This is a genomic window from Parendozoicomonas callyspongiae (assembly GCF_023502345.1).
In the GTDB taxonomy this organism is placed as follows: domain Bacteria; phylum Pseudomonadota; class Gammaproteobacteria; order Pseudomonadales; family Endozoicomonadaceae; genus Sansalvadorimonas; species Sansalvadorimonas callyspongiae.
Genome location: NZ_JAMFLX010000024.1, coordinates 19,424 through 31,842, shown reverse-complemented (window position 1 = coordinate 31,842; position 12,419 = coordinate 19,424). Strand labels below are relative to the sequence as shown.

The following is a 12,419-nucleotide window of genomic DNA, read 5'->3' as shown; positions in this document are numbered from 1 at the left end:
ATTAAATTTAATTTCGTGGTTTTATTTAACATGAACTGTTTTAGATATTTATTATCAAATTGCTAGTAGCAAAAAGAATAAATGGCTTGGTAGTTATAAAATTCAATAAGTCAAAAATGCAAACCCATCCTTTATTAACTCAATAAAAATATTTTCCTAGTTAAAAAAAGTTGCTATTTTGAGTTTGTATTTCTCAAGTCCGTAATTTTGAAACTAGACAGGACCCAAAGCGGGTTTAGTTATTGCCAATGCCAGCCTGTTTTTCTGTGAGCCTGAAGATTTCTCAGACATCTGGTTAAAGGTCTGCGAGGTTTTGGAGTCAGGTGGTGTTTTCTGTGGTGATTTTATGGGGCTGAATGATTCCTGGGCTCAAAAATCAATTCATACGACTAATCCAATGGCCCGGGATCAGGTGGCCAACCTCTTTGACCAGTTTGAAATCATTCGATTCAGGGAGAGAGATGAGGAGGGTACAACCGCCCTTGGTGTTCAAAAGCAGTGGCATACCTACTCGGTGATTGCCCGTAAGTATTAGAACCATCATTACTTCCTGAGAAAGAAGAATCATAAAACCAGAAAAAGATAACAACACATGACCATAAAATTATTATTTGATCTTGATGGCACTATCAGTGACCCGCTGGAAGGAATTATCCGCTCTACAAACTTTGCTCTCGAGCACTTCGGCTACTCTCCTAAAACTGCTGAAGATATCGCTCAGTACATCGGACCACCACTGGATGAGAGCCTGATGGATATGACCGGGCAGACGGATCCCAAAATCATCTCCACATATGTCGCAAAATACCGGGAGCGATATGTCGCTACAGGCTATAGAGAAAACACTCTTTACCCAGATATTCCCAATGCTCTTGAATCACTATCCCAGCGTAATATCCCCATGGCCATCTGCACCTCAAAGAGAGCAGATATTGCTGACCATATTTTAAAAATGTTTGGCTTACGCAATTACTTTCAATTTATCAGCGGAGGTGATGTTGGCATCCAGAAATGGCAGCAAATTGAAAGACTTGTAGACAAAAATCTGGTTGATAAAGACACCACAATGATTGGAGACCGGGCTGTTGATATTATTGCCGCTCAAAAGAATGGCCTGAAATCAGCCGGTGTTCTTTGGGGATATGGTTCACTAGCAGAACTTCAGAGCAAAAAACCGAATCATATCCTGAGTTCTCCGGCAGAGTTGAAAGAGTTGGCCGCACAGACAACCAGAGCATGAAGTATCCATATGCCAAAAGGTCCGTTATACAAACTCAACGAACAACGCTGACGATTCTTTCTTCTGAACGTGCTGAACTGATGCCCGCTTATGCCCTGAAGAATAAAGAGCACCGCCTCAGAGGGAACCAAGCCGAGGTAAAGAGTTTTACACTCTGGAATACTGGCAGAAACAACATGACTTTTCAGACAGCTTCTAAGGCCGGACTGACGGTCTTCGAATAGCTCCCTGATATTCAGTCAGCATTTGTTCACGAACATAAATACCCATCAAAAGAGTATAGAAACAGCTTGGCTTTGAAAAAGAATGATGTGCAAAGGACTACCTAAATCAGATAGCGGACATACACTGGTACTCATCCAGCACAAAGTTATCAGTCATACCACTCAGGTAATCAATCAAAAGCCGACAGCGGTAATACCATTCCAGTGCCCTGACCTCTTCTGCAGAACCGGTCAGGGAAGCAACGGCTTCACAGTAAGCCTCCTTGTGCTTGGTAGATAATCGGTGATAAAGCCGCTTCGCAATAAAATGCGGCGAGGTTTCTCCACTGGTTATTACGCGGAAGTCCTCCTGGGAGAGCTCAAGCAATGGCTGGTAGATTCCCATCAATCCCATCAGGGCTGCATATCCTCTCAGCTCAGGTGTTTCAACTTCCGGCTGGCAGAACACATGCTTACGGGCAACCCACTTCAGGGTTAATAACGCCAGATGCTGCTCAGAACCGCCATCGATCAGGGGTTCATCCAAAGATCCATCAAAAATACTCTGATGGTGCTGGCAATATCTCTGCACCGCATAATCCACCAGCTCTTTCACAAGAATGGTGCGGAAGCGGGTGATAAAGAGATGGGCCGTTGCATTATCCTCCATAGACTTATCAACAATCTCTGCCAGATAAGAGCTGCAGGGCATCTCGGCCCTCTGACACTGCTCCTCCCACTCTTCTTGCAGCAGAACCTTTAACTGCTTAAGAGTAAGAATGCCCTTATCAACTGCATCTTCAATGTCCGCTATGCAGTAGGCGATATCATCCGCTGCTTCCATGATATAAACCAGCGGGTAACGGTTTCCTTTACTAATCTTCAGATGGTCCCAGACCATCTCTATCAACGGTTCCTCACTGAAGTAGAAACCCGGTTTTTTCTGACGGTAATGGAAATAGTCACCTGCCTCAGGTTTGGCTTGCCATGAGGCTCTTGTATATTTCACGAGAGCCGCAACCTGGGAACAGGTCAGGTTAAGCTTTTGCAGGCTGTGGATAATGCGCAATCCCTGGGCATTACCTTCAAAGCACTCAAGGTCAGGCATCAAGGTTGTTTCATAAAGTGGAGGAACAGTTCTTTCATGCCCAAAAGCTTTCAGAAAACAATCCTTGCCATTTTTCTTCATCCAGTCATTAATGGCTGCCTCGCCAAAGTGACCAAATGGAGGGTTGCCAACATCATGCAACAGGCATGACATTTCGACCAGGTTGGTAAAAGCCGTTTCAATACCTTCAAGGCCCAGCTGCTCCAGCTCATCCTGCTCTTTAAGAGACGCAAGAATTTTGCGGGAGATAAACCGGCCTGTTTGCTGAACTTCCAGAGAGTGAGTCAGACGACTGCGCACCGCAGCATTGGTTTCCAGAGGATAGACCTGGGTCTTCTGTTGAAGCCGGCGCACTGCGGCAGATTGAATCACCCTGCCACGATTGCTCTCAGTTTCTTCAACAATATCGCGCCCTTCAACTGTCGTGGGGCGCTGCCTGCGACAGGTAATCTTTGTGCGATAATCCATGCTGTTCCCCACTACACCATTTGTAACCCCTTACGATATGAAATATCCGGGCAGAATGTAAACAGTTATCCCAAAAGGTATTGGTTTAACTGTCGGGGTCGAAAAAATTGTGGGCACTGAATGCCATAACTTCGCGAAGCATGGCAGCAAAAACGGTTGAAGCGTAACTGCCCAATAAGCCATGCTTTTCATAAACATTCCACAAAACTGTTGAACTCATCAGAACCTGATACATCCCCTGCAGGGCAAGATAGGTTCCAGAAGTATTTTCTGGTGCCAAATAAAATGCCAGAAAGCCACGGGCTATCGTAACAGCTAAACGACTCTGGTATTTCGCCCTCTGATCAGCCTCAGGCAGATCAGCACCAAGCCACAGATTGGCCGACTGCAGCCATTGACCCAGTTTTCCCTGCAAGAGATACCTGAACGCCAAATTCTCAAAAACCGGCATTATCACGATTTTTTTAAATGGTTGATTGTTTAGGAATGAGTTATCCCAAATCTCTTCCCAACCCTTATAGTCATGAGCAGGGCCAACAGATAAACAAATAACAGTTCGGCCAAGAAACAAAGTTAATGCTTCATAACCAAAGACCCTGGAACCATTTGAAAGGGTGTTAACAAAAATGCCTGAATTGTCTAGCTGCGAAACCCATTCAGGTGCTGTTTTCAGCAGAGAGTCCCCGGTAGCTGTTTGATAAAGGCGCTCGAGTTCATCGATATCCAGCTCATCATGATAAACCAATGGAACAGGGTATTTATCCTTCTCTATTACCCATACTGGCTTTTCATTAGGAAAAAAAAGCAGGTGACTCCCAACTGCTTTAGAAAGCTGTTCCCCTCCCACCAGGAATTTCCCTAGCTTTTTCCTTGGAATATTATCTGTTGGGCAGATTTCAAGAAGGGCAACGGTTCCCCCCTCAAACACCTCTCCGGTGCGAATGCAGTTTTGGGCGTGATCGCCTTGATAATACTGAAGCGTATTCACCAGGTGCTGATTCCAGCTTTCAGCCAGAACCGGCCCGGAAATCACCAGATAGATAACAGAAAGGGCTACAAACAACCTTGAACAGAGAGTTTTCCTGATCCCCAATACCGCCTCCTGAGAGACTTTCTTAATATATTGAGGGCCAAGTTAAGCAGAATTAGTAAGCCGGATTGTATTTTTTTACTTCCGGAGTTCCTTAAATGGTTACAGGAAACTCCAGCCATTACTTTAAGGTGTTCAAAATCAAATCACCTCAAGGCAGGCAGCCTTAAAATGAGCGTAAACCTTCATTCCTGGTTTTAAACCAAGGCGATGTCGAGCCCTGCGGGTAATTAAAACCAGTAGATTCTGCGTTTCCAGTTTCAGGGAGACCAGCGCATGGTGAGAATCAATATCGCTGACTTCATCCAGCATTGTCTCCAGACGGTTCTGAATACTGATACGTTCCAGCTTATCCAGGGAAAGACTGACTTCCGCTGCCGGAATCACAACCCTGACGGTCTCTCCTGCCACCAGATTATCCTGATCCACCACCAAAAGGCGGCCATCAACATCCAGCTCAGTCACGTTATAGGCCTGATCCCTGCGCACGACTCTGGCTTCCAGCATGGAGATAGCATGATCATCCGCCAGGCTACCTCTGGTTCGGCTAAGCATCTGGCGACAACTCCCACGGTCGACAATCCGCCCCTGATCCATCAGCACCAGCTCATCTGTCAGGCGGGCCATCTCTTCCCGGTCGTGACTGACAAACAGAACCGGTACTTGGAAATGCCGGCTGATATCCCGCAGGCGCGGCATAATTGATGATCTGGCAGCCCAGTCGAGCGCCGCCATTGGCTCATCCATCAATAACAGTCTGGGGGCTCCCAGCAAAGCCCTGGCAATGGCCACCCTCTGCCGCTGACCGCCCGAGAGTTTGCCAATATGCCGATCCAGCAGACTGTCCATATCCAGCCAGCTGACAACATCATCCAGTGCAGCGCCTTTACGCCCTCGGCTGCGTTTAAGCCCATAGCGAAGGTTGTCGAGCACACTCAGGTGTGGAAACAGCCGGCCATCCTGGAAAATATATCCAACACCTCTGCGTTCAGGGGGGACAAACTCCCCCTCTTTCAGCCAGGTTTCACCATGGAAAATAACATGCCCCTTGGCATGCTTTTCCAGACCGGCAATACAGCGAAGAAGGGTGGTTTTACCGCAGCCGGACGGCCCCATCACACCGGTTACGCCATGAAGATCAAAGACTGCCTGAACATCAATCTGAAACTCCGAGCGCTCCAGCTTTAAGTCGATATCCAGCATCAGTGGCGTCCTTTCCGGTCAAGGCTGTACAGAATAACCAGCAGTGTCATGGCAAAGACCAGCAGTCCGCCAGCCATGGTATGGGCTGTGGCAAAGTCCTGAGTCTCAACCGCATCGTAGAGGGCAATCGAGAGAACCTGGGTTTCTCCAGGGATATTACCCCCGATCATCAGGACAACACCGAACTCCCCGACGGTATGGGCAAATCCCAAACAGGCTGCCAGCAACAATGGCCTGACAGACTGGGGCAGAACGATAGAGAAGAACCGATCCAGAGGGCTGGCCCCAAGCATGGCGGCCGATTCCAGAAGTCCCCTGTCCAGCTGTTCAAAAGCCCGTTGCAGCGGTTGAACCACGAAGGGCATGGAGTAAAGGACCGAGGCCATAACCAGACCGGAGAAACTGAAAGCCAGAGTCGATCCGGTCAACTTCATCCATACCTGCCCTGGCCAGAAATCAGGGGAAAATGCCACCAGCAGATAAAAACCCAGCACAGTGGGGGGAAGAACCATAGGCAATCCGACCAGAGTTTCCAGCAATGGCCGCAAGCGGCTTTTCATACCCGAAAGCCACCATGCCAGAGGAATGCCTATCAACATCAGCACAAGGGTTGTCACCCCTGCCAGCTGGAGAGTCACAATAAAGGGCTGCCAGATACTTCCCTGCATGCCAGTTATCCTTCTTTTCCTTCCTCTTTCCTGCCACCGATAGCCGGATCAATCACCGGATAATATCCAGCATCCTGTATGCAGGCCTGTTGTTCCGGCATTCGAAGAAACTCCACAAACCTGTGCGCCAGCTTCAGCTGCCTGCTTTTGGCGAGCACAACGGCATCCTGTCGCAAAGGTGAGTACATGTCTTCACGTACAACACAGAACTCATCCTTGACCTTGTCTTTACGCAACTGGGAGAGAGCGACAAAACCCATGGGAACATTACCGGTCGCTACAAACTGCCAGGCCTGCTGGATACTTGCACCTTTCACGACATTCTTTGAGACCGTTTTCCATAACCCCAGCACCTCAAGGCTCTCTTTGGCGGCAGTGCCATAGGGTGCCGTTGCCGGATTAGCTATTGCCAGCTTGAGTCCGGGTTTTCTGAGATCATCCAGGGTCGGTGCGGGGCCACCACGGCGCCAGAGAACCAAACGACCATAGGCATAGGTTTCTGCCTTGCCATCCACCAGCCCTTTCTTCACCAGAAGGCCGGGGCGCTTCTGGTCTGCAGATAGAAATACATCAAAGGGAGCACCGTGCACCAGCTGATTATAGAGGGTTCCTGTTGAGGCATATGAGAGAACAACCCTGTTCCCGGTGGCACTTTCAAATCGTGAAACGATCTCCCCCATAACAGGCTTGAAATTGGCGGCAACGGCCACCCGGAGGGTTTTGGCGTAAAGCGGCCCACTCAACAGAAAAGTACCAGCCAGGGACAACAACAGAGCCCGAATACCCCTTCTCATCCTGCAAGTCCTTCTAAACGTTTTGATCTTCCGGTTGGACCCAACGATCCGCAGCATCAGAATCGGAGTCTTTCGCTTCTATCCAGCGGTCACCCTCATCGGTTTGCTCACGCTTCCAGAACGGTGCCCTGGTTTTCAGGAAATCCATCAGAAATTCACAGGCCTCAAAGGCCGCCTTACGGTGGGCACTGGTTGTGCCAACGAAGACGATCTGATCTCCCGGCTCCAGCTTACCAACCCGGTGAATAATCCTGATCTTATCCAGGGGCCAGCGCTCCCGGGCCTCATCGGCAATCGCCTCCAGCGACTTCTCCGTCATGCCGGGATAGTGTTCCAGATAGAGCCCACCCACGGAATCACCCAGGTTCATATCCCTGACCAGGCCACTGAACATAACCACAGCCCCAACGCCCGTTGACTGCCGCAAAGCCTCATATTCTGCGGACACATCAAAATCTCCGGGTTGCACACTAATCACACGGAAACCCTTATATAAATACTTTGACCGGCACAGGATACGCTCTTATCCGGTGACCTCAATATCAACGGAAAAAAAAATCCCTGAGCGGCGGCCTCGTCAGGAGTGGTTAGCAACCTCGTCAGTATCACTGACCATCTGACAACCCTTACTGGGGGGAGTTGTCTGAAGTGCTGACAAGGTACAAATGACAGGGAGTGTACATATCATGATCAGGAAGCTTGCCCAGCGTTCTTTCACACTTGCGCTAATGGCCTTGGCCTTTTTCAGTAATCCAATCTGGGCAGCGGAAGTCTCTACCGTTCAGGCTATACGGCCCAAGGTTACAGCCATAGTACACAAATCATCCAAAACCTCATTTAAGGATGAAGATAATGCATGGTTTATGGAACGGGTTACCAGTATGGCAGAGCGTAAATACGCAGAGCTATCCAGATTTCTCCCTGTTAGTAAAATGCGCAGCTCCGATGATGCATTCAAAATCGTTTTTAAAGGAAACAGCAAAAGTACTAAAGGCACTTTCGCAGATGTTTATGGTAACGAAGTGCGAATTTATGACCTTTATATGGATCTTCCCCAAGAGGAAAGAAGCCTGGGACTCCTTGTTCATGAAATCGCCCATTTGCTGCAGGCACCTTATCGTGACTATGCCCCTCACTGGATGATGGAAGCTATTTCTGATTATTTCAGATACACATACCAGGAAGAACAGAATATTTACTGGTACCTGGCAACAACCAGGGAAAAACTGGATGAGATGAAGAGCGAAATCAAGAAACAGGAGGCTGCAGTCAATAATGGAAAACCAGATTCTTACAGAAAGCTGGAGCGTGCCAGAAAAGAACTCGATGACTTTAAAAGAATTGGATACCGGGACAACCCCAGAGTACCAGTTCACTCAGCAGGCTTACTGGCTCTGATTGATAGTTATGATCAAGCTCAAAAAGGTATCAACTACGGAGATCGAAACTATAAGTCCGTAATCATTGGGGAAGACACTGGTGATCATGGGGAGCCGCGTTTCGCGCTTAAGGTTGAAGTTCGTGTTGAAGAGCTGGCAAGCAAGATTCTTTATGTCAGCAAAATTGTTGACGGAAATGGCAATGATGTCTTTGTGATTGATACTGCCCCCAATCCAGCAAGTAAAGTCACTTTTAAAGTGGAAACAACATACGAAAGAGTTCAAAAGGAGCTTGATGGTATAGACAAAAATGGTTCTAACTATTACCCGGATATTCCCGCAGATCTCTTTATCACTGAACTTCACACCCTGATCGATACAAAAAAAATACAGAAGAAGGAGTTTAACACCAGTGATTTGAATTACTATCTGTCAGGTTCTCCAAGCGGAATAGATCTCAACAGTTACTGGCGTGAGTATATAGCCCGTGCTGAAGACAACCCTGTGCCATTTATTGACAGCTTCGAGAACATAGATGTCGTAAAGTATCGGGGCAGAAATCCAGACACACTGCCCGACAAAGAATATTATGAGTATGAAGCTCTGGTTCTTATTGCCAAAAGAGCTGCTCAGTCAGAATATATTGCAGAAGGCGAAAAAATTGCTGATGAATATGCCCAAAAACATCACTCATGGCTTGCGCCATACGGGGTTAGATTTCAAAAGAAATTCTGGTCGCTCTTTGGTTATTAAATAATAATTTGATGTTACACAAACGGCAGAGTGATCAGGCTTTTCGCCAGAGCACTCTGCCGTCATACTAGGCGCCAAGATTTCACTCAATGTAAGACCATAGAGCAGACATGAGCTCACCGCTACGCTACCAGTTTCCAATTCTTCAGGAATCAGCCAACGGTCACCCACTGGTTTGGCTGGATAATGCTGCCACAACGCAAAAACCGCGCGCCGTCATAAACGCTGTCAGCAGCTACTATGAAAATGCCAATGCCAACGTTCACCGTGCAACCCACGCACTAAGTGCAAAAGCCACTCACCAGTTTGAAGAAGCCAGGGAAAAGGTTCGTCAGTTTATAAATGCCGAATCTGCCAGTGAAATCATCTGGACCCGTGGAGCAACTGAAGCACTCAATCTGCTGGCCATGAGCTGGGGCACAACCCACCTGCAGGAAGGCGACGAGATTCTGCTTTCAACCATGGAACACCATGCCAATATTGTTCCCTGGCAGCAGGTAGCGCAGCAAACCGGAGCGGTTATCAAAGTTATTCCCCTCAATGACAAAGGCGAGTTAGACCTCGGGGAGTTCAAAAATCTGCTTTCCCGGCAGACAAAGATTCTATCTGTCACTCATGTCTCCAATGCTCTTGGCACCATAAATCCAGTCAAGGATATGGTCGCCCATGCCAGGAAAATGGGCGCAAAAACCATTATTGATGGCTCACAGGCAGTTGCTCACTTTCCTGTCGATGTACGTGATATCAACTGTGATTTCTATGTTTTTTCCGGTCATAAAGTCTATGGGCCAACCGGTATTGGTGTTTTGTATGGCCGCCATGAGCTTCTGGCAGAGATGCCACCATGGCAGACGGGAGGAGAAATGATTGAACGTGTGAGCTTCTCCGGCACCACATTCAATCGCCCACCCTTCCGCTTTGAGGCAGGTACTCCAAATATTGCCGGGGTTATCGGTATGGCTGCTGCTATTGATTTCCTTATGGAACAGAACCGCAGTTCTCTTATGCAACATGAGCAACTGCTGAGAGTACGTCTTGAAAATGGGCTGGATAGAATTCCCGGCCTGCACCGTATAGGAACATCATCGAAAAAGACGGCTGTTGTCTCTTTTGTTGTCGATGGTATTCATGGCCAGGATATCGGCACAATGCTCGATAAAAGAGGGATTGCCGTGCGCACCGGCCATCATTGCGCCATGCCTTTGATGGAAGCACTCGGGCTTTCCGGCACAGTACGGGCGTCCCTTGGCTGTTATAACTCCATTGATGATGTTGACCAGATAGTTTCTGCTCTTAAGGAAATCGTTGAAGAACTGGGTCGGGAGCGAGACTACGGTAAAGAGATTTACACGGAAGGCTGGGAAACCGAACTACCTGATCTCTATGCAACAGCACCACTTTATAATCCACAGTACCTCTCAAGCCTGAGAGACACATTGCTCACTCACAAAAACTGGCAGGACCGCTATCGCAGCATTATGCAGCTTGCCTGGGATCTGCCCAAACTCCCAGACGAGATGCGTGTTGATGATATGAGACTGTCCGGCTGTGAGAGTACTGTCTGGATGTACCACCATTACAACGCATCGGAAGATACTCTGCACTTTGCCATCGACAGTGACGCACGCATTATTCGTGGCCTGATTGTAATCGTGATGTCGATGCTTAATGGTCGAAAACCGGCTGAGCTGGTTAACTGCGATGTTGAGCAACTGTTTGGAGAGCTTGAGCTCTCTAATCACCTCAGTCCATCCCGAGGCAATGGCCTGCGTGCAATTGTGCAGGAGATCAGGAATATTGCTCACCTTTATATTCATACTTAGAAATATTCACACTCAGCAGTTTGATCAAAAGCCCATTCATATAAAGTAGACAACAGTCTGCCCGAAAACTTCACCTTCGGGCAGAAAAACGGCAAACCATGATTGCCCTCAGTTTTGCCGCCTGCCAGTTATGGTAGTCTTGAGTCAACTGAAGGCGTTCTCAATTAAACATCGAACTCAGCGCTTCCGAGAGTTTCTGTAACGAGGCGTAGTGCCGCAGGAATGCTTGTTGCCTTTCAAGGCGCTACAACGAAGCTTACAGGAACTCTCGGAAGCGCCCTGCGGATGACTCTAAAAGCGGCCATACCCAAAGGGCACAGACGTCTGCTGCGTCGGGCTTGCTCAATGTAGAATAACTACGATTTTCACAAGCCCTTCTAACATCTGACCGCTTTTAGAGTCACTGAGTCGATGTTTAATTGAGAACGCCCCCTAGGTAGAGAGTTTGTACGTACAAAACGTGCCTCATATTGTCGACACTTCCTGTATATACATTGCACTATCTCTGATATGCTCTTAACCCAGAAGACAAGCCACATTGCACACGTTAAGCATTAGTGTGTCTTCCACATAAAAGATAAATGAGCGCCGAGCCTTTCAATCTAAAACTGAATATTACAGTCACGGTTGTCGGGCCGTGGTGAGAGATCACCAAAGGGTTGTGGAGAGAAATCCTGCAGCCTCCCGGACTTTTGGAAAGGTGTTCCATGAACAGACTGCAAGACCGACAGGGGAGAGAATTCCCCTATCTGCGTCTGTCGGTTACAGATCTCTGCAATTTCAAATGCCAGTACTGTCTCCCCGACGGATGTATCGAATCACAGCATAAAAGCGCCCTGACGTTACCGGAAATCCGTCGTCTAGCGACAGCGTTTGCTCATCTTGGTACCCGAAAAATCCGTATCAGTGGTGGGGAACCTTCTCTGCGCAGTGATTTCAACGATCTTCTGCGCACCATCAGCGATATTCCCGAGATCAAAACCCTGGCCGTGACCACCAATGGTTACAAGATGGATAAGCGGATCAAAAGCTGGCTGGATGCAGGCATGAACCGCCTGAATGTCAGCATAGACAGCCTTCAGCCCGACATGTTTCACCGTATTACCGGCCATGATCGGCTGGATGAGATTCTGCGCGGCATCGATATCGCTTTTGAAAACGGTCTGTCTTCCATCAAGGTCAACACCGTGCTGATGAAAGGCATGAATGATCATGAACTGGATCGCTTCCTGGCATGGATTAAAACCCAGCCTATTACCGTTCGTTTTATTGAACTGATGGAAACCGGCGATACTAATGATTTCTTCCTGAAATATCATGTATCCGGAGCCACTGTTCGCAGTAAGCTGATTGAACGTGGATGGCTGCTGGATGCCAGAGCGGCTGATGCTGGTCCGGCCCAGGAGTTCAGTCATCCTGACTACCAGGGTAAGATCGGGCTGATCATGCCCTACTCCAAGGATTTTTGTGCTAGTTGCAACCGCCTGCGTGTAACCAGCCAGGGTGATTTCCAGCTCTGTCTGTTCTCAGAGAATGGCTACAGCCTGCGACACCTGCTACAGGATGATGGCCAGCAGGAACTCCTGATTGCCCGTATCAGGGACCTGCTCACACTGAAAGATGACCGGCACTTCCTGGATCAGGGAATCACTGGTGCGACCCGAAACCTGGCGATGATCGGCGGCTGAAC

11 protein-coding genes and 1 riboswitch are annotated in these 12,419 nt (G+C 48.2%); of the genes, 5 read left to right on the top strand and 6 right to left on the bottom strand.

Translation table 11 applies throughout. From position 1 onward, the window contains the following. Nucleotides 1–346: 346 nt before the first annotated feature. Nucleotides 347–535, top strand: coding sequence for a hypothetical protein (locus M3P05_RS15770; protein WP_249700977.1), 189 nt, complete (start codon nucleotides 347–349; stop codon nucleotides 533–535). Nucleotides 536–592: 57 nt separating this feature from the next. Continuing rightward, a complete protein-coding gene (locus M3P05_RS15765) occupies nucleotides 593–1,240 on the top strand; it encodes an HAD family hydrolase (RefSeq protein ID WP_249700975.1) in 648 nt (215 codons plus the stop codon). Nucleotides 1,241–1,570: 330 nt separating this feature from the next. Here the strand turns inward: M3P05_RS15765 and dgt are convergent, their stop codons facing one another. The 6 genes from dgt to moaE all read right to left on the bottom strand — a co-directional run bounded on the left by dgt (nucleotide 1,571) and on the right by moaE (nucleotide 7,243). Further along, complete coding sequence (dgt, locus tag M3P05_RS15760) at nucleotides 1,571–3,019, bottom strand: dGTPase (RefSeq protein WP_249700974.1); 1,449 nt, start codon at nucleotides 3,017–3,019, stop codon at nucleotides 1,571–1,573. An 85-nt stretch (nucleotides 3,020–3,104) separates the two neighbouring features. After that, entirely contained in the window at nucleotides 3,105–4,112 is a 1,008-nt protein-coding gene (locus M3P05_RS15755) for a hypothetical protein (protein ID WP_249700972.1), read from the bottom strand. Between the two features lie 138 nt (nucleotides 4,113–4,250). Next, nucleotides 4,251–5,312: a molybdenum ABC transporter ATP-binding protein gene (gene modC, locus M3P05_RS15750; RefSeq protein ID WP_249700970.1), complete on the bottom strand. Its 1,062-nt coding sequence runs from the start codon at nucleotides 5,310–5,312 to the stop codon at nucleotides 4,251–4,253. After that, nucleotides 5,312–5,980 (bottom strand): molybdate ABC transporter permease subunit, encoded by a 669-nt coding sequence (modB, locus tag M3P05_RS15745; protein WP_249700968.1) that lies wholly within the window; start codon nucleotides 5,978–5,980, stop codon nucleotides 5,312–5,314. The genes modC and modB overlap by 1 nt, the downstream gene beginning before the upstream one ends. Before the next feature lie 5 nt (nucleotides 5,981–5,985). Then, on the bottom strand, nucleotides 5,986–6,774 hold the full coding sequence (gene modA, locus M3P05_RS15740; protein ID WP_249700966.1) for a molybdate ABC transporter substrate-binding protein: 789 nt from the start codon (nucleotides 6,772–6,774) through the stop codon (nucleotides 5,986–5,988). A 13-nt stretch (nucleotides 6,775–6,787) separates the two neighbouring features. Continuing rightward, the gene (gene moaE, locus M3P05_RS15735; RefSeq protein ID WP_332842021.1) at nucleotides 6,788–7,243 is read right to left on the bottom strand and encodes a molybdopterin synthase catalytic subunit MoaE; all 456 of its coding nucleotides are present in this window, start codon (nucleotides 7,241–7,243) and stop codon (nucleotides 6,788–6,790) included. Between the two features lie 217 nt (nucleotides 7,244–7,460). Here moaE and M3P05_RS15730 point away from each other — a divergent pair, with 217 nt between their 5' ends. The 3 genes from M3P05_RS15730 to moaA all read left to right on the top strand — a co-directional run bounded on the left by M3P05_RS15730 (nucleotide 7,461) and on the right by moaA (nucleotide 12,417). Beyond that, complete coding sequence (locus tag M3P05_RS15730) at nucleotides 7,461–8,906, top strand: hypothetical protein (protein ID WP_249700963.1); 1,446 nt, start codon at nucleotides 7,461–7,463, stop codon at nucleotides 8,904–8,906. A 110-nt stretch (nucleotides 8,907–9,016) separates the two neighbouring features. Beyond that, a complete protein-coding gene (locus M3P05_RS15725; protein WP_249700961.1) occupies nucleotides 9,017–10,729 on the top strand; it encodes a SufS family cysteine desulfurase in 1,713 nt (570 codons plus the stop codon). A gap of 574 nt (nucleotides 10,730–11,303) precedes the next feature. Then, a riboswitch (molybdenum cofactor riboswitch) is annotated at nucleotides 11,304–11,448 on the top strand. Continuing rightward, a complete protein-coding gene (moaA, locus tag M3P05_RS15720) occupies nucleotides 11,437–12,417 on the top strand; it encodes a GTP 3',8-cyclase MoaA (protein WP_249700959.1) in 981 nt (326 codons plus the stop codon). (Overlaps the previous riboswitch by 12 nt.) The last annotated feature ends 2 nt before the right edge of the window (nucleotides 12,418–12,419 follow it).

Coding starts and splice junctions, on each gene's coding strand:
- moaA (WP_249700959.1), top strand. CDS start 11,437: ATGAACAGACTGCAAGACCGACAGGGGAGAGAATTCCCCTATCTGCGT.
- dgt (WP_249700974.1), bottom strand. CDS start 3,019: ATGGATTATCGCACAAAGATTACCTGTCGCAGGCAGCGCCCCACGACA.
- M3P05_RS15730 (WP_249700963.1), top strand. CDS start 7,461: ATGATCAGGAAGCTTGCCCAGCGTTCTTTCACACTTGCGCTAATGGCC.
- M3P05_RS15765 (WP_249700975.1), top strand. CDS start 593: ATGACCATAAAATTATTATTTGATCTTGATGGCACTATCAGTGACCCG.
- M3P05_RS15770 (WP_249700977.1), top strand. CDS start 347: ATGGGGCTGAATGATTCCTGGGCTCAAAAATCAATTCATACGACTAAT.
- modB (WP_249700968.1), bottom strand. CDS start 5,980: ATGCAGGGAAGTATCTGGCAGCCCTTTATTGTGACTCTCCAGCTGGCA.
- M3P05_RS15725 (WP_249700961.1), top strand. CDS start 9,017: ATGAGCTCACCGCTACGCTACCAGTTTCCAATTCTTCAGGAATCAGCC.
- modA (WP_249700966.1), bottom strand. CDS start 6,774: ATGAGAAGGGGTATTCGGGCTCTGTTGTTGTCCCTGGCTGGTACTTTT.
- modC (WP_249700970.1), bottom strand. CDS start 5,312: ATGCTGGATATCGACTTAAAGCTGGAGCGCTCGGAGTTTCAGATTGAT.